This window comes from Citrobacter sedlakii NBRC 105722 (assembly GCF_000759835.1).
Classification (GTDB): Bacteria; Pseudomonadota; Gammaproteobacteria; order Enterobacterales; family Enterobacteriaceae; genus Citrobacter_A; species Citrobacter_A sedlakii.
The window spans coordinates 492,317-515,461 of sequence record NZ_BBNB01000001.1; the positions used below are offsets into that span (position 1 = coordinate 492,317).

At 57.0% G+C, this 23,145-nt stretch carries 23 protein-coding genes; 6 read left to right on the forward strand and 17 right to left on the reverse strand.

Annotated features, from left to right (window positions below; genetic code table 11):
• Positions 1–12: 12 nt before the first annotated feature.
• From plsX to yceD, 3 genes are all read right to left on the reverse strand, one after another.
• Positions 13–1,089, reverse strand: a complete 1,077-nt coding sequence (plsX, locus tag CSE01S_RS02310; RefSeq protein ID WP_072014948.1) for a phosphate acyltransferase PlsX — start codon at positions 1,087–1,089, stop codon at positions 13–15.
• 83 nt (positions 1,090–1,172) lie between these two features.
• Positions 1,173–1,346: a 50S ribosomal protein L32 gene (gene rpmF / locus CSE01S_RS02315; protein WP_000290727.1), complete on the reverse strand. Its 174-nt coding sequence runs from the start codon at positions 1,344–1,346 to the stop codon at positions 1,173–1,175.
• Between the two features lie 16 nt (positions 1,347–1,362).
• On the reverse strand, positions 1,363–1,884 hold the full coding sequence (yceD, locus tag CSE01S_RS02320; RefSeq protein WP_042283732.1) for a 23S rRNA accumulation protein YceD: 522 nt from the start codon (positions 1,882–1,884) through the stop codon (positions 1,363–1,365).
• 197 nt (positions 1,885–2,081) lie between these two features.
• Between yceD and CSE01S_RS02325 the strand changes: the two genes are divergently transcribed.
• A complete protein-coding gene (locus CSE01S_RS02325; RefSeq protein WP_042283735.1) occupies positions 2,082–2,666 on the forward strand; it encodes a Maf family protein in 585 nt (194 codons plus the stop codon).
• Positions 2,667–2,763: 97 nt separating this feature from the next.
• On the opposite strand, the gene rluC is transcribed toward CSE01S_RS02325, so the two are convergent.
• Entirely contained in the window at positions 2,764–3,711 is a 948-nt protein-coding gene (gene rluC / locus CSE01S_RS02330; RefSeq protein ID WP_042283737.1) for a 23S rRNA pseudouridine(955/2504/2580) synthase RluC, read from the reverse strand.
• A gap of 572 nt (positions 3,712–4,283) precedes the next feature.
• Between rluC and rne the strand changes: the two genes are divergently transcribed.
• Positions 4,284–7,532: a ribonuclease E gene (gene rne / locus CSE01S_RS02340; protein WP_042283743.1), complete on the forward strand. Its 3,249-nt coding sequence runs from the start codon at positions 4,284–4,286 to the stop codon at positions 7,530–7,532.
• A 42-nt stretch (positions 7,533–7,574) separates the two neighbouring features.
• On the opposite strand, the gene CSE01S_RS02345 is transcribed toward rne, so the two are convergent.
• Complete coding sequence (locus CSE01S_RS02345) at positions 7,575–8,525, reverse strand: LysR family transcriptional regulator (RefSeq protein WP_233422685.1); 951 nt, start codon at positions 8,523–8,525, stop codon at positions 7,575–7,577.
• A 95-nt stretch (positions 8,526–8,620) separates the two neighbouring features.
• Between CSE01S_RS02345 and CSE01S_RS02350 the strand changes: the two genes are divergently transcribed.
• Positions 8,621–9,814: an MFS transporter gene (locus tag CSE01S_RS02350; RefSeq protein WP_042283745.1), complete on the forward strand. Its 1,194-nt coding sequence runs from the start codon at positions 8,621–8,623 to the stop codon at positions 9,812–9,814.
• A gap of 78 nt (positions 9,815–9,892) precedes the next feature.
• Here CSE01S_RS02350 and flgL read toward each other — a convergent pair whose 3' ends face one another.
• The 11 genes from flgL to flgB all read right to left on the reverse strand — a co-directional run bounded on the left by flgL (position 9,893) and on the right by flgB (position 19,789).
• Positions 9,893–10,846 carry a flagellar hook-associated protein FlgL gene (flgL, locus tag CSE01S_RS02355; protein ID WP_042283746.1) on the reverse strand — a complete coding sequence of 318 codons (954 nt, stop codon included), beginning with the start codon at positions 10,844–10,846 and terminating at the stop codon, positions 9,893–9,895.
• Between the two features lie 14 nt (positions 10,847–10,860).
• Positions 10,861–12,501: a flagellar hook-associated protein FlgK gene (gene flgK, locus CSE01S_RS02360; protein WP_042283749.1), complete on the reverse strand. Its 1,641-nt coding sequence runs from the start codon at positions 12,499–12,501 to the stop codon at positions 10,861–10,863.
• Between the two features lie 65 nt (positions 12,502–12,566).
• The gene (gene flgJ, locus CSE01S_RS02365) at positions 12,567–13,517 is read right to left on the reverse strand and encodes a flagellar assembly peptidoglycan hydrolase FlgJ (RefSeq protein WP_042283750.1); all 951 of its coding nucleotides are present in this window, start codon (positions 13,515–13,517) and stop codon (positions 12,567–12,569) included.
• On the reverse strand, positions 13,517–14,614 hold the full coding sequence (locus CSE01S_RS02370; protein ID WP_042283752.1) for a flagellar basal body P-ring protein FlgI: 1,098 nt from the start codon (positions 14,612–14,614) through the stop codon (positions 13,517–13,519). Before CSE01S_RS02370 ends, flgJ begins: the two co-directional genes overlap by 1 nt.
• A gap of 12 nt (positions 14,615–14,626) precedes the next feature.
• Positions 14,627–15,325: a flagellar basal body L-ring protein FlgH gene (gene flgH / locus CSE01S_RS02375; protein WP_042283754.1), complete on the reverse strand. Its 699-nt coding sequence runs from the start codon at positions 15,323–15,325 to the stop codon at positions 14,627–14,629.
• A gap of 57 nt (positions 15,326–15,382) precedes the next feature.
• Positions 15,383–16,165 carry a flagellar basal-body rod protein FlgG gene (gene flgG / locus CSE01S_RS02380; RefSeq protein ID WP_042283756.1) on the reverse strand — a complete coding sequence of 261 codons (783 nt, stop codon included), beginning with the start codon at positions 16,163–16,165 and terminating at the stop codon, positions 15,383–15,385.
• A 13-nt stretch (positions 16,166–16,178) separates the two neighbouring features.
• Positions 16,179–16,934 (reverse strand): flagellar basal body rod protein FlgF, encoded by a 756-nt coding sequence (locus CSE01S_RS02385; RefSeq protein ID WP_042283758.1) that lies wholly within the window; start codon positions 16,932–16,934, stop codon positions 16,179–16,181.
• A gap of 20 nt (positions 16,935–16,954) precedes the next feature.
• Positions 16,955–18,229, reverse strand: coding sequence for a flagellar hook protein FlgE (gene flgE, locus CSE01S_RS02390; protein ID WP_042283760.1), 1,275 nt, complete (start codon positions 18,227–18,229; stop codon positions 16,955–16,957).
• Between the two features lie 25 nt (positions 18,230–18,254).
• Positions 18,255–18,953, reverse strand: coding sequence for a flagellar hook assembly protein FlgD (gene flgD, locus CSE01S_RS02395; protein ID WP_042283762.1), 699 nt, complete (start codon positions 18,951–18,953; stop codon positions 18,255–18,257).
• A gap of 11 nt (positions 18,954–18,964) precedes the next feature.
• On the reverse strand, positions 18,965–19,369 hold the full coding sequence (flgC, locus tag CSE01S_RS02400) for a flagellar basal body rod protein FlgC (RefSeq protein ID WP_042283764.1): 405 nt from the start codon (positions 19,367–19,369) through the stop codon (positions 18,965–18,967).
• A gap of 3 nt (positions 19,370–19,372) precedes the next feature.
• The gene (gene flgB / locus CSE01S_RS02405) at positions 19,373–19,789 is read right to left on the reverse strand and encodes a flagellar basal body rod protein FlgB (RefSeq protein ID WP_042283766.1); all 417 of its coding nucleotides are present in this window, start codon (positions 19,787–19,789) and stop codon (positions 19,373–19,375) included.
• Positions 19,790–19,945: 156 nt separating this feature from the next.
• Here flgB and flgA point away from each other — a divergent pair, with 156 nt between their 5' ends.
• From flgA to flgN, 3 genes are all read left to right on the forward strand, one after another.
• Positions 19,946–20,605: a flagellar basal body P-ring formation chaperone FlgA gene (gene flgA / locus CSE01S_RS02410; RefSeq protein ID WP_042283769.1), complete on the forward strand. Its 660-nt coding sequence runs from the start codon at positions 19,946–19,948 to the stop codon at positions 20,603–20,605.
• Between the two features lie 92 nt (positions 20,606–20,697).
• Positions 20,698–20,991, forward strand: coding sequence for a flagellar biosynthesis anti-sigma factor FlgM (flgM, locus tag CSE01S_RS02415; protein WP_042283772.1), 294 nt, complete (start codon positions 20,698–20,700; stop codon positions 20,989–20,991).
• Between the two features lie 4 nt (positions 20,992–20,995).
• A complete protein-coding gene (flgN, locus tag CSE01S_RS02420) occupies positions 20,996–21,418 on the forward strand; it encodes a flagella biosynthesis chaperone FlgN (RefSeq protein ID WP_042283774.1) in 423 nt (140 codons plus the stop codon).
• Positions 21,419–21,512: 94 nt separating this feature from the next.
• On the opposite strand, the gene murJ is transcribed toward flgN, so the two are convergent.
• A complete protein-coding gene (gene murJ, locus CSE01S_RS02425; protein ID WP_042283776.1) occupies positions 21,513–23,048 on the reverse strand; it encodes a murein biosynthesis integral membrane protein MurJ in 1,536 nt (511 codons plus the stop codon).
• Between the last annotated feature and the right edge of the window lie 97 nt (positions 23,049–23,145).

Sequence of the window (23,145 nt, forward strand, 5' to 3'; positions counted from 1 at the left end):
GCCACACCGCTGTCAGTGTGGCTGCGATGTGTCGCCATGACCCACGTCCCGCCGTTCGAATCCAGTCGGGTATACAGATTCCAGGCGAGCGGCAATTCGCTGAGGAACTTGTCGCTGCACCGCCTGCACTGCCTGTTCAATCGCGACTGTGAAGGCTCGCTGATTGGCCGCACCATGACTCTTAATCACCGTGCCGCGCAATCCTAACAGACAGGCGCCATTATACTGGTCGGGGTTGAGGTGACTGAATCGCCTCGTCAGGCTTTTTTGTAACCAACGTTTTACTATCAGCAGCCACCACGACCGTTTTTTACCCTCACCCTGAGATTTCAGCAGTGAAAGGAACATTCTGACAACCCCTTCCATCGTCTTTAATGTGACATTGCCTGTAAAACCGTCACATACCAGCACATCCGTTTTTCCCGTCAATAATTCATTGGCCTCGAGATAACCGATGTAATTGATGGAGGAGATCGTTTTTAGCACAGCCGAAGCGTCCCGAATACTGTCGAGACCCTTAGTTTCTTCTTCGCCGATGTTGAGCAAGGCCACGCGAGGGTTATCAATGCCAACCACTTCTTCCGCGAGCACCGAGCCCATAATCGCAAACTGCACCAGCATCGTGCTGTCGCAATCGACGTTAGCCCCTAAATCCAGGACCACCGTCTTCCCTTTTTGCTGATGCGGCAACACCGTGACCAGCGCGGGACGCTCAATGCCGTCCAGCGGCTTGAGCAATAATTTTGCCAGCCCCATCAGCGCCCCAGTATTACCGGCGCTCACACAGGCCTGCGCTCGCCCTTCTTTCACGAGTTCCAGCGCCACCCGCATGGAACTACCGCGACTGGCGCGGATAGCCTGCGAAGGCCGGGCATCACTGGCGATAACTGACTGCGCAGGGATAATCTGCAGACGCGAACGTTGTTCAAAGTCAGCTTTAGCAAGTAATGGCGTGATTGTATCGGGATCCCCGACTAAAAGAAGTGTGAGTTGTGAATTAGAATTCAGTGCCTGCAATGCTGCAGGCACTGTCACGGAAGGGCCGAAATCTCCCCCCATGACATCTAACGCCAGGGTTAGACGTGTCAAGGTATCTTCGCCGCCTGGTTTGGTCATTCCCCGCCTGAACGGGGAAATTCCTCACTAAGCTTCATCACGCGAATAACGCGTGATTACTTAGCGATGACCTTGCGACCGCGGTAGTAACCGTCGGCGGTGATGTGGTGACGCAGGTGTTTTTCACCAGAGGTTTTGTCTACAGACAGGCTGGTGACTGCGGTCAGCGCGTCATGGGAACGACGCATGCCACGTTTGGAACGGGTTGGTTTATTCTGTTGTACGGCCATGGACCTTACTCCTCAATTACTTACGCTTTAAGCTGGCTAATACGGCAAATGGGTTTGGTTTTTGCGCTTCATCAGGCAGTTCCCCAAAGACCATGTCCGCCTCGGACACTTCACAGTGTTCAGAATCATGCACCGGAACTACCGGCAAGGAGAGGATGATTTCATCTTCAACCATTGCAAGCAGATCGATTTCACCGAATTCGTTAACCTCAATCGGCTCATACGCTTCCGGGAGTGCTTCAGCCTGTTCGTCAGAACGAACCGGACTAAAACAATACGTTGTGTGAACCTGATGGGTAAACGGCTTACCGCAACGCTGACATTCGAGCGTGACCGAAACCGCAGCGTCGCCGGTAATTACGGCGAGACGTTGGTTGTCGATAGCGAACGACATCGAGCATTCCACATCACTGTCCACACTGACCACAGAATCGGCGACGCGCTCTACCAGATCGGAAGTATAGATACCTTCATAATCGAGGCGTTTTTGAGCCGTACGAACCGGATCCAGAGTCAGGGGTAATTTTACCTTTTGCATAGGGCGCGCATATTAACTTTGTAACGTCATATAGTCAAAGAAAAAGGCAGCCTGCGGTTGCCTTTTGCCAATAATTCGCACACATTGCGGTTAACAGACTTATTTTCGCTCAGCAGACGCCCTGCTTGCGCGTCTGAATGACGAAAGACATAGTTTAAAATGGGTCTCATCAATACGCTATATCTGGTAGAAAAAATATGCCTAATCTTATTCTCGCTTCCACATCGCCCTGGCGTCGCGCCCTGCTGGAAAAACTGGCGATCCCCTTTGAATGCGCCGCGCCGGACGTTGACGAAACGCCGATGCCTGGCGAGAGTCCCCGTCACCTGGTCAGTCGTCTGGCGAAAGAAAAGGCGCAGTCGCTGGCCCACCGCTTCCCTGCTCACCTGATTATTGGCTCCGATCAGGTATGCGTGCTGGATGGCGAAATCGCCGGCAAGCCGTTAACAGAAGAAAAAGCCTGCCAGCAGTTGGCGAAAGCCAGCGGCAACATCATCACCTTCTATACGGGGCTGGCGCTGTATAATTCCGCGACCGGCCATTTACAGACGGAAGTGGAACCGTTTGACGTCCATTTTCGTCATCTGAGCGAAGCAGAGATAGAAGACTACGTGCGCAAAGAGCGTCCGCTGCATTGTGCCGGGAGTTTTAAAAGCGAAGGACTGGGCATTGCGCTGTTTGAGCGCTTAGAGGGTCGGGACCCCAATACGCTGATTGGCTTACCGCTGATCGCCCTGTGCCAGATGTTGCGTCGGGAAGAGATGAACCCGCTGAAAGCCTAACGCAGTGAAGCGCCTGATGGCGCTTCACTTTCAGACCCGCGGAAAGGCGCGGGAGGCAAGCGTCATCTGATAAAACACGTCAGCGACGCGATCAGAATCATTTACGCAATGTCTGGAGACATCTTTTTAACTGCTCATCCATCGGCGCCTCAATGCGCAGTATCTCCCCCGTTCCCGGATGGGTAAACTTCAGCGCGGCAGCATGCAGGAAGAGGCGCGAAAGTCCGGTTCCCGCCAGTTGCTTGTCAAATTCGCGGTCGCCGTAGCGATCGTCAAACGCAATCGGATGCCCGGCATACTGGGTATGCACGCGGATCTGGTGCGTACGGCCGGTAACCGGGCTACAGCGCACCAGCGTGGCAAAGGCATAACGCTCTTCAACTTTAAAGCGGGTTTCTGAAGGCTTACCTTCCTGACTCACACGGACGATACGCTCGCCGCTTTGCAGGATGTTCTTTAATAGCGGCGCCTGCACGTTTTTCACGTGCGATTGCCACTGGCCGCGAACCAGCGCCAGATAGTCTTTCTGCATCCCTTTCTCACGCAGTTGCTCATGCAGCGAACGTAGCGCCGAGCGCTTTTTCGCCACCAGCAGCACACCAGAGGTGTCGCGGTCGAGGCGGTGCACCAGTTCGAGGAACCGCGCCTCCGGACGCAGAGCGCGCAATCCTTCAATCACGCCGAAGCTCAGGCCGCTACCGCCATGCACCGCCGTGCCCGAGGGCTTATTGAGCACCAGGATATGGTCATCTTCGTACAGGATGACATCGGCCAGCGCCGCCACCTTTTGCAGGTGTGGCGACACGGCGTCGTCTTCCCGCTCGGCCACGCGAACAGGCGGGATACGCACTTCATCGCCCGCTTCGAGTTTATATTCGGGTTTGATGCGTTTTTTATTCACCCGCACTTCGCCTTTGCGCAAAATGCGATAAATCATACTTTTCGGCACGCCTTTTAACTGCGTACGCAAAAAGTTATCGATGCGTTGCCCTGCTTCGTCAGCGGAAATAGCAACAATTTTTACGGATGGAGTCTCTGTTTTCATGGGGGCCGATTCTAAATAGCGGCAAGGATTCGCGCCACTCATTTTTCTATGCTTATATTTATCTTTATCTGCCGCCGCACAGCGTATTCATCACAGATTTGGTGGTTATTAAACCAATCACCGCGGATAAGTGAAAAAACTGTGAGTAAGTGGGAGATAAATGGTAAAAGTCATCTTGCTATAACAAGGTTAGCAGTGGAATAATGTCACCGTTTCCGTGTCAAAACTTGTTAGAACAAGCAATTTTACGGAATGACCCATTTTGCCCGAACGATCATCCACGCAGCAATGGCGTAAGACGTATTGATCTTTCAGGCAGTTAGCGGGCTGCGGGTTGCAGTCCTTACCGGTAGATCGGATCTTCTCTGGAGAGTAACACCCAGGCAGTTCCCCTGATAATTGCGCTGTGTTTCCGTATGAAATACAGGCAACCGACACTCTGCGCCTCTTTGAGCTGACGATAACCGTGAGGTTGGCGACGCGAATAGACACGAGGCCATCGGTTCACACCCGGAAAGGCGATACTCTGCCCGCAGCTTAGTCGTCAATGTAAGAATAATGAGTAAGTTACGATGAAAAGAATGTTAATCAACGCAACTCAGCAGGAAGAGTTGCGTGTTGCCCTTGTAGATGGGCAGCGTCTGTACGATCTGGATATTGAAAGTCCTGGACACGAGCAGAAAAAAGCGAACATCTATAAAGGCAAAATTACCCGTATTGAACCGAGTCTGGAAGCGGCTTTTGTTGATTACGGCGCTGAACGTCACGGTTTCCTCCCGTTAAAAGAAATTGCCCGCGAATATTTCCCCGCCAGTTACAACGCGCATGGTCGTCCCAACATTAAAGATGTGTTGCGCGAAGGTCAGGAAGTCATTGTTCAGATTGATAAAGAAGAACGCGGCAACAAAGGCGCTGCGCTGACCACCTTTATCAGCCTGGCGGGTAGTTATCTGGTGCTGATGCCAAACAACCCGCGCGCGGGCGGCATCTCTCGTCGTATTGAAGGCGACGATCGCACCGAACTGAAAGAAGCGCTGGCAAGCCTTGAGCTGCCCGACGGCATGGGGCTTATTGTGCGCACCGCAGGCGTCGGCAAGTCTGCCGATGCGTTGCAGTGGGACTTAAGCTTCCGTCTGAAGCACTGGGAAGCCATCCAGAAAGCAGCGGAAAGCCGCCCGGCGCCATTCCTGATCCATCAGGAAAGCAACGTGATTGTTCGCGCGTTTCGCGACTACCTGCGTCAGGATATCGGTGAAATTCTCATCGATAACCCGAAAGTGCTTGAACTGGCGCGCCAGCATATCGCCGCGTTGGGTCGTCCGGACTTCAGCAGCAAAATTAAACTGTACACCGGTGAAATTCCCCTGTTCAGCCATTACCAGATCGAGTCGCAAATTGAGTCCGCGTTCCAGCGTGAAGTGCGCTTGCCGTCCGGCGGTTCCATTGTAATCGACAGCACCGAAGCGTTAACCGCTATCGACATCAACTCCGCTCGCGCCACCCGCGGCGGCGATATCGAAGAAACCGCGTTTAACACCAACCTTGAAGCGGCCGATGAAATCGCTCGCCAGTTGCGTCTGCGCGATCTTGGCGGCTTGATTGTTATCGACTTCATCGACATGACGCCGGTTCGCCACCAGCGCGCGGTGGAAAACCGTCTGCGTGAAGCGGTGCGTCAGGACCGGGCCCGCATTCAGATCAGCCATATTTCGCGCTTTGGCCTGCTGGAAATGTCCCGTCAGCGCCTGAGTCCGTCACTGGGCGAATCCAGCCATCACGTTTGTCCGCGCTGTAGCGGTACCGGCACCGTTCGTGACAACGAGTCGCTGTCGCTGTCCATTCTGCGCCTGATCGAAGAAGAAGCGCTGAAAGAGAACACTCAGGAAGTTCATGCGATTGTTCCAGTGCCGATTGCGTCCTACCTGCTTAACGAAAAACGTACTGCCGTTAACGCGATTGAAACGCGTCAGAACGGTGTGCGCTGTGTGATCGTCCCTAACGATCAGATGGAAACGCCGCATTACTCCGTACTGCGCGTACGTAAAGGCGAAGAGACACCAACCCTGAGCTACATGCTGCCAAAACTGCATGAAGAAGCGATGGCGTTGCCGTCTGAAGAAGAGTACGCCGAGCGTAAACGTCCGGAACAGCCTGCCCTTGCGACTTTTGCAATGCCGGATGTTCCGCCTGCGCCAGCGCCGGCGGCTGCCGAACCGGTGGTCAAAACTGCCGCGCCGAAAGCCGCAGCCGCACCGGCTACGCCTGCAGAACCGGGTCTGCTCAGCCGCTTCTTTGGCGCGCTGAAGTCGCTGTTCAGCGGCAGTGAAGAAGCGAAGCCTGCAGAGCAACCCGCGCCAAAAGCGGCAGAAAAACCGGAACGCCAGCAGGATCGTCGTAAACGTCAGAACAACCGCCGCGACCGTAACGATCGCAGCGAGCGCCGTGACAACCGCGATAATCGCAGCGAACGCGGCGACCGTTCAGAAAACGGTGAAAGCCGTGACGAGAACCGCCGTAATCGTCGTCAGGCCCAGCAGAATACCGAACGCGATAGCCGTCAGCAGTCCAGTGACGTGGCGGAAAAAGCGAAGGCAGGCGATGAGCCGCAACAGCCGCAGCGTCGCGAACGTAATCGTCGCCGTAGCGAAGAAAAACGCCAGGCCCAGCAGGAAGTGAAAGCGCTGAATCTGGACGAGCAGCAGACTCAGGATACCGAGCAGGAAGAACGTGTTCGTCAGGCGCAGCCGCGCCGTAAACAACGCCAGCTGAGTCAAAAAGTGCGTTACACCGACAATGCGACGGAAGCGGATGCGGTAAGTACGGCAGCAAACGAAGATACCGTTGCCGCGCCGATCATGGCAGAGACCGCGCCTGCGCAGAGCACCGAGCTGGCAAAAGTCCCGCTGCCGGTCGTTGCCGAGGTTGCTCAGGAGCAGGAAGATAACGGCGACGCGCGTGATAACGCCGGTATGCCGCGTCGCTCCCGTCGTTCTCCACGTCATCTGCGTGTAAGCGGTCAACGCCGTCGTCGCTACCGTGACGAACGCTATCCGCTCCAGTCACCCATGCCGTTGACCGTTGCCTGCGCATCGCCGGAGATGGCGTCCGGTAAAGTGTGGATCCGCTACCCGGTGGCCCGTCCTCAGGATATCGAGCAGCAAGAGCAGGAACTCGGGCAGGTTCAGGCGCAGCCAGCGGTAACTGAAGCGCAGGCCGTAGCCGCTGCCGTTGAGCCGCTTCAGGCCATGGCGGAGACCGTTGCCGACGCGCCTGTTCAGCCGCAGGATGCGGTGGAAACGACGCATCCGGAGGTGATTGCCGCCCCGGTTGACGAACAGCCGCAAATCATTGCCGATGCCGATGCGCCCGTTGCTGAAAACGTCGCCGCTGAAGCAGAGCCGGTCGCCGAAACGCAGGAGACTTCGCCGGTCGCAGAACAACCCGCCGATGTCGTGGTCGTTGAGCCTGAAGCCGTGGCGGAACCGGTTGCCGTTGAGCCTGAAGTCATTGCCGAACCGGTTAACGAACAGGACGTTGAAGCACAGGACGAAGTGGAAGTGGTCGTTTCCCCTGCGCCTGTTGCCGTCCAGGTTGAAGCGGCAAAAGAGGAAAAACCTGCCGTTGTCGCCGCGCCGGTTGAGCACAGCCACGCTACCGCACCGATGACCCGCGCACCTGCGCCGGAGTACGTGCCGGAAGCACCGCGCCACAGCGACTGGCAGCGTCCTGCCTTCGCCTTTGAAGGTAAAGGCGCCGCTGGCGGCCACAGCGCGACGCATCACGCGTCTGCGGGTCCGACCCGCCCTCAGCCTGTCGAATAACAGGCGGACTGTCTGAGAAAGCCGACCTCCGGGTCGGCTTTTTTATTCCCCCTGCGGTTGGCGCATTCCCGCCAGTTCTGGCATCACCTCTTTCATTAATTCCAGGAAACGGCGCAGTCGGGAAGGATAATAACGCGCCCACGGATAGACCAGATGTACCGGTAACGGCGCAGCCTGCCAGTCGGCAACCAGTTCAACCAGACGCCCGCTGGCGATATCTTCTTCCACCGTCCAGCTGGAGACAATCGCAACGCCCAGCCCTGCCAGCGCCGCATTGCGTGCGACGTAAATACTGTCAGTACTCAGCCGTGGCGTAATCGGGAAGCTCACCGGTTGGCGACTAATCTGATGGCTCAGCGAGACGTTATGTTGATAGAAAGTGTTGAGCGCGATCCAGGGCAGCGCAGACAACTGATGCGGTTCGCTGACAGGATCAAATTCCGCCAGTAACTCTGGCGTCGCCACCACGCTACGCGGCACTTCCGCCAGCAGCACCGACACCGTGGCCGGATCAACCTCTGCCCCCACCCGAATAGCGCAATCAATGTTGTCGCTCAGGAAGTCGACCGTTTTGTCGTTGAGCATCCACTCCACTGACAGATTCGGGTAACGGGCCAAAAAATGGAGTAACGGCGTCAGGAGCTGCTGCTGGCCGAAAGCATGCGGCGCGCGTACCCGCAGCGTACCTACGGGTTCGTCTTTCGCCGCGTTAAGCCCGTCCTCAAGCGCCAGCCAGGCGTCAATGATGTGTTTCGCGTGCTGATAACCGCGCTCGCCGTCGTCTGTCAGCTTCATTGCATGAGTGGTACGTAACAACAGTTTGACGCCCAGCATGGCTTCAAGCGACTGTAAACGACGGCTGATAGTGGCCTGGGTGGTATTTAACTGTCTTGCCGCTGCCGAGAGCGATCCGGCTTCGACAATACGCACAAACGTCCGCATCAGCTCCACCCTGTCTATACGTTCATTTTTTAGCATGTGCTTTTTACCCATACGTTAAACGTATAACTGTTTTACCATTTCGCCTGCTACCCGGCCACGGCGTATGAGAGAAAAATAGCCTCACACCCGTCATTGAGGACAGCAGTATGAACACACCTTCCCGTTGGCTTATTTTAGTACTGGCGCTGGGCGCCGGATTTAGCGTTGCCGCCATTTATTATTCCCAGCCGCTGTTGCCGTTAATGGGGGAAGATCCTGGCATGAGCATCACCGGCATGGGGTTGGTTCCCACCCTGACGCAAGCCGGTTACGCGTCAGGCATTCTGTTTTTATTGCCGCTGGGCGACCGTTTTGACCGCCGGATGTTGATTCTGATAAAGAGCGTCGTCCTTGCCCTGCTGCTACTGATCTGTAGCGTGAGCGAATCCGCCTCTTCCCTGCTGCTGGTCAGCCTCCTCATTGGCATGGCGGCCACCATGGCGCAGGATATTGTTCCGGCGGCGGCGATCCTGGCGCCGGAAGGGAAACAGGGAAAGACCGTAGGCACAGTGATGACCGGCCTGTTGTTGGGGATCCTGCTGTCACGTACCGTCAGCGGCCTGGTGGGCGAAGCGTTTGGCTGGCGTGAGATGTATCAGCTTGCCGCTGTCAGCATCGCGCTGGCAGGTCTGCTGCTATGGAAAGCGCTGCCGCCGTTTGCCGCCCACTCCACCCTGAACTATCCGGCGCTGTTAGGCACCATGGCGCAGCTATGGCGGCGTTACCCAACCCTGCGCCGGGCGGCGCTGGCGCAGGGTGCGCTTTCTGTCGCCTTTAGCGCCTTCTGGTCAACGCTTGCCGTGATGCTGGCGGAACACTACCGGATGGGCAGCGCTGCGGCGGGCGCGTTCGGCATCGCCGGCGCGGCAGGCGCGCTGGCGGCCCCGCTGGCAGGCCATCTGGCGGATAAAATGGGCGTGGAGAAAGTTGCGCAACTCGGCGCGCTGTTGGTGACACTCTCTTTCGCCGTAATGTATGCCTTACCGTTTCTGTCCGCGCCGGGTCAATGGGTTCTGATCGCGCTTTGCGCCGTCGGGTTCGATCTGGGGCTGCAGTCAAGCCTGGTGGCGCATCAGAATCTGGTGTACAGCCTTGAGCCTCAGGCCCGGGGTCGCCTCAACGCCCTGCTGTTCACGGTCGTGTTTATCGGTATGGCGCTGGGGTCGGTGGTCGGCAGTCAGGTTTACGCGCGGGCAAACTGGCCAGGTGTCGTGACGCTGGCAACGCTATGCGGTGCCGTTGCGCTGGCTATCCGCATGACGGCAAAACGCCAACCTGCACAGCCGCAGACAGAACGCTAAAAAAATGCCCGCCCCGGGGTGTACTGGAGCGGGCAGACAAAACATACCCAGTTTCTTGATATGTTTCAAAACGTGCGGTTAACGGTTGAGCTGAAACAGCGACATTCCCTGCATGTCTGTAAAGGCTTTATACGAGGCCTGCAGCGCCGCCTGTTGCATAACGTACGAGGAGATCGCCTCGTTCCAGTCAACGTCGACCAGATTACTCATCTGCTGCTTTTGTCCCAGCGCGCGGTCGCTGCCTAACGTGTCGAGAGAACTGAGTTCGCTCAGTTGCGTACCCAGCTCCGCCCGTACGCTCAGCACATTGTTCAGTGAATTTTTCAGCCCGCGGTTGGTTTTATCAATCACCGCCTGAGCTTGCTCTTTCAACGCTTCATCGTCGCCTACCGCGGTATTGAGCGAGTCGATGGCTGAGTCCAGCATTCTGAACAGGTTCGTTTCGGATGGTTTACCGTCAGGCTCCGGTACCGCGTTGCTGGTAATGGAATTGAAGATGTCGCTGCCAATATGACCAATGACCATCGAGCGCGCCGAGTCCACCTGCTGCTTAATGCTTTCGGTGCCGCCGTTATAGGTCCCGTCCGCCTGCGCGAACGGGGGCGTTTCGGTTTTATAGCCAGCAAAAATATAGCGACCATTGCCGTCGGTGCTGTTCGCCAGGTTCATCAGCTGATCGCGGATCCCCTGCAGATCGGTTGCCAGCGAGGCACGGTCGTCGTCGCTTAAGGTGCCGTTTCCCGCGCTGACAATTTTCTCCTGTGCCGTCTGAATCGCCGTTGTCACCTGATTCAGCACGTTTTCTTCCAGCGAGACCTTCTGCGTGGCAAAAGTACGGGCCAGCGCGAACTGGCTGTTTTGCGCCTGCGCCTGTGAAAGCACCACGGCCTGGGATGCCGCAATAGGATCATCTGAAGGATTAATAACCCGCTTCCCCGACGACATCTGCTCACCGTATTTCATCCATTCGGCCTGAGCATTGGTGATACCACGCATGTTCTGCTGGTACATCATTTGGGTACTGATACGCATGAGTTCCTTCTCCCTTAGCGGATGTTCAACAGAGCATCAAACAATGAGTTCGCCGTTTGCAGCACCTGGGCATTGGCAAGATAGTACTGCTGAAAGCGCTGCAGGTTGCCATACTCTTCGTCAAGGTTGACCCCGGAGATCGATTGCTGTTGTCGGGTCAACTGCGTAACCACATCGTTCTGAGTGGTGCTGCTGGTTTTCAGCGTCGCAGTTTTACTGCCAACATCGCTCACCAGGGTGGCATAAGCGTCGTTAAACGATTTTGACCCGCCCACGGTGGTGCCGTCGTTTTGCAGATCTAACAGCGCCTGGCCGTTACGGTTATCGCTCGCCCCTGACGTGGCGTCTTGCGCCATGGCGATTTGCGATTCATTGGTCACCTTAACGCTCATATTCATAATGGCGTCGCCGACTGGCTTCAGCGTGAAACTGTCGTTAGCATTCGCCCCGGTTCCCACCGTCACTTCCAGACCGTCAAAGGTCAGTTTTCCATTGGTGGCGGTCGCTTCAAAGCGGGTATTATCGGCCAGGCGAGTGATTTGCCATTTTGCCCCGTCGTAGACCATTTTATAGTCGGTTGCCTGTACCGCTGAGGCATCGGTCACCGCAGCGCTCACGGCTGCGCTACCGGTATTCTTGTCGTTTTTCAGTACTGCCGGGCTGCCGATGGTAAAGAAATCCGTATTGGTATTGCCATTGGCGTCATAACCCTTGCGGTGCTGCTGGTTAAATGCGTCCGCAAACGCCAGCGCCAGCTGTCCCAGCGTGTTACGCGTCTTGTCGAGTTCTTCGGTACGGAAGCTGAGCAGTCCCCCCAGCGAACCTGTTGAAATCAGTTTTTCCGGAATTTCAATATTCCCGGCCTGCTCGTCAACATACGCCACGGTAATACGCGACGGATCGGCATGGGACGGAACCGCCGCCAGTTGACGCGCATTACTGCCCTGTACCAGCGAATAGCCGTTCGCCATTGTGATGTTATAGGTGCCGCCGTCCTGCACGCTGACTTCCACGCCAACCAGTTTATTCAGTTCGCTGACCAACTGGTCGCGCTGGTCCAGCAGATCGTTCGGCGATGCCCCGCCGCCCACGCCGGTCAGACGCGAAATCTGGTCGTTCAGACTGGCGATTTGCTTGCTGTAGTTATTGATCTGATCGACGCTGGAGGTAATCGAAATATTGATCTGTTTGTCCTGGTCGCGCAGGTACTGGTCGGTGGTCTTAAACTGATTCACCAGACCGTTCGCCTTGCCAATCAGCGTCTGGCGCGCCGCCGGATCTTCGGCGTTGCTCACCAGCGTTTGCAGACTGGTGAAAAAGTCCTGCATTGAGGTCGAAATGGAGCTGGTTTTGCTCGCCAGCAGGTTATCGATTTTCGACATCTGCTCGTAACGGGTCGTCAGGCCACTGCTCTGGTTCTGCGCGGCGCGCAACTGATTAGTAATAAACGCATCGTATTCGCGCTGTACACCGGACACATACACACCGTTACCTACCCAGCCGCCAGCGCCCAGCGTGCTGTTGGCCTGCGCCATAATCGTGGTTTGTCGGGTATATCCCGCCACGTTATAACTGGAAATATTATTACTGGCAGTATTCAGCGCCGCCTGGGCTGCATTCAACCCGCTCATGGCGTTATTAATCAAGCTGGACATGGAGGTTCCTTTTAATCCTTCAGTTACAAACCATTATCGGCAGCAGGTCGCGGGACTTGAGCCATTTAGAAGAGATTGTCGAGATTTGCGCTGTAGGCATTGCTTACCTTCTCGCTCATCGACTTCAGCTGTTGGATCATGGTGGTCAGTTTACGCGCGTAGTGGGGGTCGGTCGCATAACCGGCTTTCTGTAGCGCCTGAGCGCCCTGCTCGGCCGTGGCGGCCGTCGTAACGGCGGCATAGCGCGGATTGCGGGTGAGCAGACCGACATAATCCGACAGCGCCTCCAGATACGAACTGTAAACGCGAAACTTCGCCTTCACCTTTTTCGCTTCGCCATTCTCATATTCGGTGGTGGTGATTTCTGTCACCGGCCCTTTCCAGTTGGCGGACGCCTTCACGCCAAACAGGTTGAAGCTCGGTTCGCCGTTCTCGCGGCGAATTTGCCGCTGCCCCCAGCCAGACTCCAGCGCCGCCTGCGCCAGAATCAGATGATGCGGCACGCCGCTTTGCTCGCTGGCCAGTCGCGCCGGCAGCGAAAGCTGCGCCAGAAAATCTTTGCTGTCGCCGGAGAGCGGTTCGTCGCTGCTGACCGGCGCTTTCGGCATTGCCTTGCTCACCAGTTGGGTCAAGGCCTGATGTTGATAGCGGGTCACCGTTTCCAGCGGGAATTTCATCGGTACCTGCGGCACCTCTTCCACCGGTTGCGCCTGCCCCTGGGTCATCTGTTTAACCATCATTTCCGCCAGACCCAGCCCTTTACCGGCGGTCATCTGTTGGGCGATCTGCTGGTCGTACATGCTGGTATACAAACGCGTCTGATCGCTGCTGAACAGGCCATCCTTCGGCAGCGCTTCACGCATGCTTTTCAGCATCATTTGTACAAACATCCCCTCCACCTGGCGCGCCACCGGACGCATGTTCGCCGCCGGGTCCTGGCCCGCTTTGGCCTTCAGATCGTTCAGGGACTGCGCGTCCCAGGCAGCGCTGGCCAGCAGTTTGCTGTCGCTAATCATCAGATAATTTCCAGTTTGGCGCGCAGGCAGCCCGCGCTCTGCATCGACTGGAGGATCGACATCAGATCCATTGGCGTCGCGCCCAGCGCGTTGAGCGCCCGCACCACGTTGTTCAGGTTGGCGCTGGACCGCACGCTTTGCAGGGAGCCGCCGCTCTGGCGCAGGTCGATCTGCGTCTGTGGCGTCACCACCGTTTGCCCGCCGCCGAACGGTGTATCCGGCTGGCTGACGTTCGCCTGACGGTTAACCGTTACAGAGAGATTCCCCTGAGCCACGGCGCAGCTGTCGAGGGTCACTTCACGATTCATCACCACCGAGCCGGTACGTGAATTGATCACCACCTTCGCATCCTGCGGGGTGACGTTGACCTCCATGTTCTGAATATCAGCGAGGAAGCGGACCTGCGAACTGCCGCCGCTCGGCACCCGCACCTGAATGGTTCGTGCATCCAGCGCGGTGGCGCTGCCAAAACCACGGGCGCGGTTGATGGTGTCCGCGATCTGCTGGGCCATCGTGAAATCTTCATTATTAAGCTGCAGATTCAGGGTATTACCCGCCCCAAACTGGCTGGGCAGCTCGCGCTCGATAATCGCCCCGTTGGTGATGCGCCCGCCGTTAAGCTGGTTCACCTGCACGCTGCTGCCGCCCGCGGAGGCGCCCGCGCCGCCGACCAGAATGTTCCCTTGCGCCAGCGCATACACCTGGCTGTCGACCCCTTTTAAGGGGGTCATCAGCAGCGTGCCGCCCCGCAGACTTTTTGCGTTACCCAGCGAAGACACCACCACGTCGATGGTTTGCCCCTGACGACCAAACGCCGGGAAGGTGGCGGTCACCATGACTGCCGCCACGTTTTTCAGTTGCATATTGGTGCCGGTTGGCACCGTGATGCCGAGCTGGGAAAGCATGTTGTTCAGCGTTTGGGTGGTGAACGGCGTCTGGGTGGTCTGGTCGCCGGTACCGTCCAGCCCTACCACCAGCCCGTAGCCAATGAGCGAGTTTTCACGTACGCCCTGTACGCTGGTGAGATCGCGAATACGATCGGCATGAGCCAGCGTGGCGGCGAGAACCAGGACCAGTCCAACTACAGATTTAAACATGGAAGACCTCGCTTACATCGGGGACAGGTTAAGGAAGAAACGCTGGAGCCAGCCCATATTTTGCGCTTCGTTGATATAGCCGTTTCCGACATATTCGATACGGGCATCCGCCACCTGGGTTGACGGAACGGAGTTACTGCCGCTAATGGTGCGTGGATTAACCACGCCGGAGAAGCGGATGAATTCAGTCCCCTGATTGATGGCGATCTGTTTTTCACCCACGACATGTAAATTACCGTTGACCAGCACCTGATCGACGGTCACGGTCAGCGTGCCGCTGAAGGTATTGCTGGCGTTTGCCCCTCCTTTACCGTTAAAGGTGTTACCGCCGGACGCTTCTACGTCGGCACGGGCATTGCCAAACAGTCCTTGCAGATAACGCGGCACGGTATCAAAACCAAAGTTGGTTTTGCCGTCGCGGCTGGCGTTCGCCGACGAGCTTTTACTGGCGCTGACGTTTTCCTGCAATACGATGGTCAGCGTGTCGCCAATATTACGCGGGCGACGGTCTTCAAACAGTGGCTGATAGCCATAGTTGATGGGCTGCGCGGACTGAAAAATCGAACCATTCGCCACCGGCGTCGGTCCCGGAACAGGCTGGGCCGAGGTCGCGCCCTGTACCAGCGGCGTGGAAGGGATCCAGGCGCATCCTGACAGCGAAACCACCAGCAGGGCCATGATCGGGTAAGCGTGCGCAGCGTTTTTTTGCATTGCCTTTATCTTCTGAAACCGGGAGCCGGTGACGCTTTCGCCTCACCGGGCATCACCTTAGAGTTGCGTCAGTTTTTGCAGCATCTGATCGGTCGTTGAGACCGCTTTGCTGTTGATTTCGTAAGCGCGCTGAACCTGGATCATGTTGACCAGTTCTTCCGCGACGTTAACGTTTGAGGTTTCGACATAGCCCTGATACAGCAAGCCCGCGCCGTTCAGCCCCGGCGTGCTCTCATTCGGCGCGCCGGAAGACTGGGTTTCGGTGTACAGATTTTCGCCGATACTCTCCAGGCCGGTGTCATTCATAAAGGTGGTCAGGTTGAGCTGCCCCACCTGCACCGGGGCTGCCTGTCCCTGCTGGGTCACGCTGACAACGCCGTCGCGACCAATAGTAATGCTCAGCGCGTTCGCCGGAATGGTGATCGCAGGTTGAACCTGGAAGCCGCCCGCCGTCACCAGTTGACCATTCTGGTCAACCTGGAACGAACCGTCGCGGGTGTACGCCGACGTGCCGTCCGGCAGCATTACCTGAAAGAAGCCCTGACCTTTAATCGCCACATCTTTACTGTTGTTAGTCTGCGACAGGTTGCCCTGGCTGTGCAGGCGTTCGGTCGCGACAGGTCGTACGCCGGTACCGATTTGCAGACCCGAAGGCAGGGTAGTCTGCTCGGAAGACTGTGCGCCAGGCTGGCGAATCGTCTGGTAGAGCAGATCTTCAAATACCGCGCGCTGGCGTTTAAAACCATTCGTGCTGACGTTTGCCAGATTGTTGGCAATCACATCCATATTGGTTTGCTGCGCGTCCAGGCCGGTTTTGGCGATCCATAATGAACTGATCATAAAATGTCCTGTATTAACTCATCGACAGCAGTTGGTTAGCGCGCCCGGCGTTGTCATCCACGCTGGTGATAACCTTCATCTGCATTTCAAAACGTCTGGCGTTGGCGATCATGTCGCTCATCGCGGCCACCGCATTGACGTTACTGCCTTCCAGTACCCCTGACATGACGCGGATCGTCGGGTCAGCCTGCAATACCGGACCACGGGCGGCCTGAGTCGCGGCGGTCAGACGGAACATTCCGTCGTCGCCGCGCTGTACTTCATTCCCTTCAGCCTTTACCAGCTTCAGACGTCCTACCGGGGCCACCGTGTTCGCCGGATCGCCCGGATTCAGCGCCGAGATAGTGCCATCGGCGGCAATGGTTATCTCCGACCCTTCAGGCACCGCTATCGGCCCGGCTTCGCCAATTACCGGATGCCCCTGAATAGTCAACTGACCGGTGGGGCCCACCTGAATATTACCGTTGCGGGTATACCCTTCGCCGCCGTCGGCGGTTTGCACCGCCAGCCAGCCGTCCTGCTGCAGCGCCACGTCCAGCGGACGCGAGGTGTAGTCCATTTGGCCCGGCGTCATGTTCGCCCCCGGCGTGGAGGCCGTTACCAGCGTCCGGGTGGGCAGCGACAGCCCTTCAACCGGAACCGCTCGCAGTGCGGTAAGCTGGGCGCGGAAGCCCGGCGTCGAGGCATTTGCCAGGTTGCTGGCCGTTACCGCCTGCTGATTCAGGGTCTGGCTCGCTGCCCCCATTGCGGTATAGATTGCGTGATCCATTAAGCTATCCCGTCAGGCGCTTAGCGCAGGTTAACCAGCGTATTGAGGATCTGATCCTGGGTTTTGATGGTCTGCGCGTTCGACTGATAGTTACGTTGCGCGACGATCATGTTCACCAGTTCTTTACTGAGATCCACGTTCGAGGACTCCAGCGCGCCGTTGGTCAGTTTGCCGAAGTTACCCGTGCCCGCCGTACCCAGCAGCTCGACGCCGGATGCCTGGGTCGCCGCCCAAACGTTATCGCCCTGTGACGACAGCCCTTCGTTGTTGGCGAAGTTCGCGAGCACGATCTGCCCCAGCACCTGCTTTTGCTCGTTGGAGTAGTTGCCCACCACGGTACCGTCGTCGTTAATCTGGTAGCTGACCAGGTCCCCCGGCTTGTAGCCGTTCTGGGTGGTGGCAATGACGTTGTTCGCACCGGTGTTCTGCTGCATGGAGTTCTGCAGGCTTAAGGTGAATTCCGCCGGGTCCGCGCCGTTTACCGTGCCGGAGGTGATCCGGAAGGTTGGCGTGGCATTCGGCGTGCCGCTCAGCACCCAGTCCTGGGCCGGTACGCCAGCGTTTGGGGTATATTCTTCTACGTTATCCAGTGCGCCGTTCTCGTCGAACTTCATCTGGGCGGCTTTCACCAGCGGCGAGTTGGCTACGCTGGAATCCTGAGTCCAGACGTCCCAGGTGTTATCGCCGGTTTTCACGTAAAACACATTGATGTCGTGCTGGTTGCCCTGGCTGTCGAACACGGTCAGCGGCGCGCGCTTGTTATAGCTGTCAGCATCGGTCGGTGAAAACGGCTTGTTAGCGGGCACTTTATCTGACGAGTTGAGGTTAATCTGCATCGCCGCGGTATCGGTACTTTTCGCGCCCATCAGCGTGTTCGGGATAGTAATCGGCCCCGGGTTCGCCCCTTGCTGAATGGTCGGCGGCGTGCCGGCTGCCGGGTAACCTGTCAGTTGCATCCCCTGCATATTCACCAGATTACGGTTTTCGTCCAGTTTGAACTGGCCGTTGCGGCTGTAGAAAACGGCGCCGTTGCTGTCCACCAAACGGAAAAAACCGTTCTGGCTGATGGCGACATCAAGGCCGCGTCCGGTATTGGTGGTGGTGCCGTCGGTAAAGTCCTGGGTGATACCCGCCACTTTTACCCCCAGCCCGACTTTGGAACCGGCGAACATATCCGCAAACGAGGCGGTACCCGATTTAAAACCGTACGTGGCGGAGTTAGCGATGTTGTTACCAATGACATCGAGGTTGGTGGCTGCGGCATTCAGACCGCTAACCGCTTGTGAAAAGGCCATGTTGACTCCTGATAAGTGAGAAGGCTTAAATGATCTGCCGTACTTCGTCGAGGGTGGTGGTTCCGTAAGTGCCGAGATCGAGCGTATTGCCGCCGTTACTGCGGATCACCCCTTGCACCAGCGCAAACTGCAACGGCTGCGCCACCAGTTGCGTCGCGCCGTTGCTGGCGTTGATCGCCACGTTATACGAACCGTTTGGCGCCGTGGTGCCGTCGGTCAGTGTGCCGTCCCAGGTAAAGGTATGAACGCCCGCTTTCAGCGCGCCGATCTCAATAGTGCGCACCACTTTACCGTCTTTATCGGTGATCGTTGCGGTGACTTTATCGGCGGACTGCTGTAGCTCAACGCCAAACGGCGTGGTCGTGGTGGTCGCGCCCTCTTCCGTTCCCTTGCCCGCCAGAATCGTGGTGCCGGGGATCATCACCCCGTGACCAATCAGCGCGCTGGCCTGCAGCGACTGGCTGTTATCGATTTGGCCCGAAATAGCGCCCAGCGTGGTGTTAAGCTTTTCGATACCGCTGACGGTACTGATCTGCGCAAGCTGAGTGGTCAGTTCGTTGTTCTGCATCGGATTGGTGGGATCCTGGTTTTTCAGTTGCGCCACCAGCAGCGTCAGAAAGCTGCTTTGCAGATCGGAAGCGTTGCTGCCGGTCAGCGAGCTGCCGCTACCGGTACTCTTCACACCGGTGTTAGTCGGATCGTTAACGTTTACCGCGATAGACATTGCCGTCTCCTTTACTGGCCAAGTGTCAGCGTTTTAAGCATCATGCTTTTAACGGTGTTGAGAACTTCTACGTTTGCCTGATAGCTGCGGGAGGCGGACATGGTGTTGACCATTTCGCCCACCACATCCACGTTCGGCATTTTCACGTAGCCATTGGCGTCCGCCAGAGGATTACCCGGCTCATAGACCAGCTTGTCCGGCGCCTGGCTTTCAATCACGTTGGACACCTTCACGCCGCCCGTCGGCGCACCGGGCGCCGCATCCACCTGAAAAACCACCTGCTTCGCGCGATACGGCTGACCGTCCGGTCCCGTCACGCTGTCGGCGTTCGCCAGATTACTGGCCGCCACGTTGAGGCGCTGGGATTGCGCCGTTAAGGCCGAACCGGCGATATCAAAAATATTCAGCAGCGCCACGGATTAGTTCCCTCCCTGTAGCACGTTCATCATGCCTTTAATCTGTCCGCTCAATGCGGTCAGGCTCATCTGGTATTTCAGGCTGTTATCTGCAAACTGCGTGCGCTCGCGGTCCATATCAACGGTATTGCCATCCAGCGACGGCTGGTCGGGAACGCGGTAAAGCAATTCCGTAGACGGTGACGAGAAGGTCTGGGCGGGAATGTGCTGCGCAGAGGTCAATGCCAGGGAAATGCCGCTGGTTTCCGGCCTTCCCCGCACCATGACTTTTTTTAACTCACTGGCAAAATCCATATCGCGCGCCTGGTAACCCGGCGTGTCCGCGTTCGCGATGTTGGCAGCCAGTACCTCCTGCCGCTGCGCGCGCAGATTCAGCGCTTCCTGTTGAAAACGTAAAGCGGCATCGAGCTTATCGAGCATATCTCCCCCGCGGATGACAAAATTCAGCCGACAGCTTAAATCCCATTACGCGCGCGTTATCGCCGGAATAAACGCAAAATGCGTCGCTATTTATTGCGTTGATGGTTGCGTCACACGGGTAGAATCCTGTCATTGCTGAAACAGCGGGAGATGACAATGCAAACGTTAAAGCGTGGAATAGCCCTGGCGGCGCTGTTGTTCAGTCCTCTGACGCTGGCGCAGGATTTAAACGCCCAGTTGACTGACTGGTTTACCCAGCGGCTGGCCGGGTTTAGCGATGAGGTGGTTGTGACACTTCGTACCGCGCCGAATCTGTTGCCACGTTGTGAATCCCCTGCCTTTAGCGTAACCGGCAGCGCGAAGCTATGGGGAAACGTTAACGTGCTCACGCGCTGCGCCAACGAAAAGCGTTATTTGCAAGTCAATGTGCAGGCGACGGGAAACTATGTGGTCGCCGCGGGGCCCGTTGCGCGTGGCGGCAAGCTCGGACCTGCCAGCGTCACGTTAAAGCGTGGACGGCTGGATCAGTTGCCTCCGCGCACCGTGCTGGATATCAATCAGATTCAGGACGCGGTCAGCCTGCGCGATCTCGCGCCTGGACAACCGATTCAGCTTACGATGCTGCGCCAGGCCTGGCGAATCAAGGCCGGTCAGCGCGTGCTGGTGGTTGCCAGCGGCGAGGGATTTAGCGTTAATGCCGAAGGGCAGGCGCTGAACAACGCCGCGGTAGCCCAGAATGCGCGAGTGAGGATGTTATCGGGTCAGGTCGTCAGCGGTACCGTTGGTCCTGATGGGAATATTCTTATTAACCTGTAATCAGTTAAAGATTTTGTGGCGGCTGCCGATAGTGAAGAAACATTTGATGATAGCTGGCCGCGACAGCGTAGCCCCTCGATGAGGATGATAAAATGAGCATTGACCGTACCTCACCATTGAAACCCGTTAGCACCGTGCAACCGCGTGAAACCAGCGATACGCCGGTACAAAAGACCCGTCAGGAAAAAACCTCGACGGCAAACAGCACCAGCGTGACGTTAAGCGATGCTCAGGCCAAACTGATGCAGCCCGGCGCCAGCGATATCAACATGGAGCGCGTTGAAGCGTTAAAAACGGCGATTCGCAACGGCGAGCTGAAAATGGACACAGGCAATATTGCCGACGCGCTGATCCGCGAGGCGCAGAGCTATCTCCAGAGTAAATAAACGTATGACTCGTCTGGCAGAAATACTTGACCACATGACGGCGGTACTCAATGACCTGAAAAGGGTAATGGATGCCGAACAACAACAGCTTTCCGTCGGCCATATTAACGGTAGCCAGCTGCAGCGGATTACAGAAGAAAAAAGTTCTCTGCTGGCGACCCTTGACTACCTTGAACAGCAGCGACGCATTGAGCAGAATGCCGGGCATGGCGGCGATGACGATGTCAGCGCGCGCTGGCAGGCGATTACCGAAAAAACACAGCATCTGCGCGACCTGAACCAGCATAACGGCTGGCTGCTGGAGGATCAGATTGTTCGCAACCGACAGGCGCTCGACGTGCTGAAACCGTATCAGGAACCGACGCTTTACGGCGCGAACGGTCAAACTGCCTCAGCCCACCGCGGTGGGAAAAAATTCTCTATTTAGCGTTGCCCGATGTCGCCCGACGTTTCAGGCATTCGCAATGACGATCGGCACAGGCCGGAAAAGGCGGAACGCCGCCCTCCGGCAATGACCACCATTACGCCGTCCGGCGCGCAAACTCTTTCACTTTAAAGCCCAGCACCGCCAGCGCGGCAAAGTAAGCGGCAGCGCCAGCCACCACCACCGCCATCAGGCGTAGCAGACGCCACGGCATCGTGCCCTGGGACCATTCCGGCATGATGTGCAGCATTCCCACCAGCACAGCGGACATCACCAGCACCGCAATGACCAGACGCGAGAAAAAGCCCAGCCAGCCCGGCTGCGGCGTAAAAATGTCCTGCTTGCGTAACTGCCAGTACAGCAGGGAAGCATTGAGGCAGGCGGCAAGACCGATCGAAAGAGACAGCCCCGCGTGCTTCAGCGGGCCAATAAACGCCAGGTTCATCAACTGGGTCATGATCAACGTCACAATCGCGATTTTAACCGGCGTTTTGATGTCCTGACGAGAGTAGAAGCCCGGCGCCAGCACTTTTACCACGATTAATCCCATCAGCCCCACCGAATAGGCTATCAACGCTTTTTGCGTCATCAGCGCGTCAAAGGCGGTAAATTTACCGTACTGAAACAGCGAGACGGTCAGCGGCCCGGAGAGGATCCCCAGGGCCACCGCGCTTGGCAGCGCCAGCAGAAAGCACAGACGCAGCCCCCAGTCCATCAGGCGGCAATACTCGTCATGATTGCCGCTGGCAAAACTTTTCGACAGCGACGGCAGCAGGATGGTCCCCAGCGCCACACCCAGTACGCCGGACGGAAACTCCATAAGGCGATCCGCGTAGTACATCCACGATACCGATCCTGACGTCAGAAACGAGGCGAAAATGGTGTTGATAATCAGTGAAATTTGGCTGACCGACACCCCCAGGATCGCCGGCCCCATTTGTTTGACTACCCGCATCGCCCCCGCATCGCGGAAATTAATGCGCGGCAGTACCAGCATGCCGATTTTCTTCAGGTGAGGCAGTTGGTACACCAGTTGCAGCACCCCGCCTGCAGTCACCGCCCACGCCAGCGCCAGTACCGGAGGGTTAAAATAAGGCGCCGCGAACAGTGCGAAGCCGATCATGCTGATGTTCAGAAAGGTCGGCGCAAACGCCGGGATCGAGAAGCGGTTCCAGGTATTGAGGATCGCCCCCACCAGCGAGGCCAGTGAAATCAGCAAAATATAGGGAAAGGTGATCTGCAGCAGTTTGGTGGTCAGCGCGAATTTATCGGCAGTATCGGCAAAGCCAGGCGCGGTCACCATGATCACCCACGGCGCGGCCAGCATCCCGAGGATTGTCACCACCGCCAGTGCCAGCGTCAGCAGTCCCGACACATACGAGACAAATACCCGGGTCGCATCTTCGCCCTGCTTACTTTTGTATTCCGCCAGAATCGGCACAAAAGCCTGAGAAAATGCGCCTTCGGCAAAAATGCGGCGTAACAGATTAGGTAATTTGAATGCCACAAAAAAGGCGTCGGTCGCCATACCTGCGCCAAAGATTCTGGCGACAATCGCATCACGCGCAAAGCCAAGCACGCGCGAAAACATGGTCATTGAGCTGACGGCCGCCAGCGATTTCAATAAGTTCATTTCTTGTTATTCCACACCCTACGGCAAAACGCCTGCAGTGCAGGCGTTGGAAGAGGCGCTTAGTCTACCGTGATTATGCTGAATTACTACCGGCAGT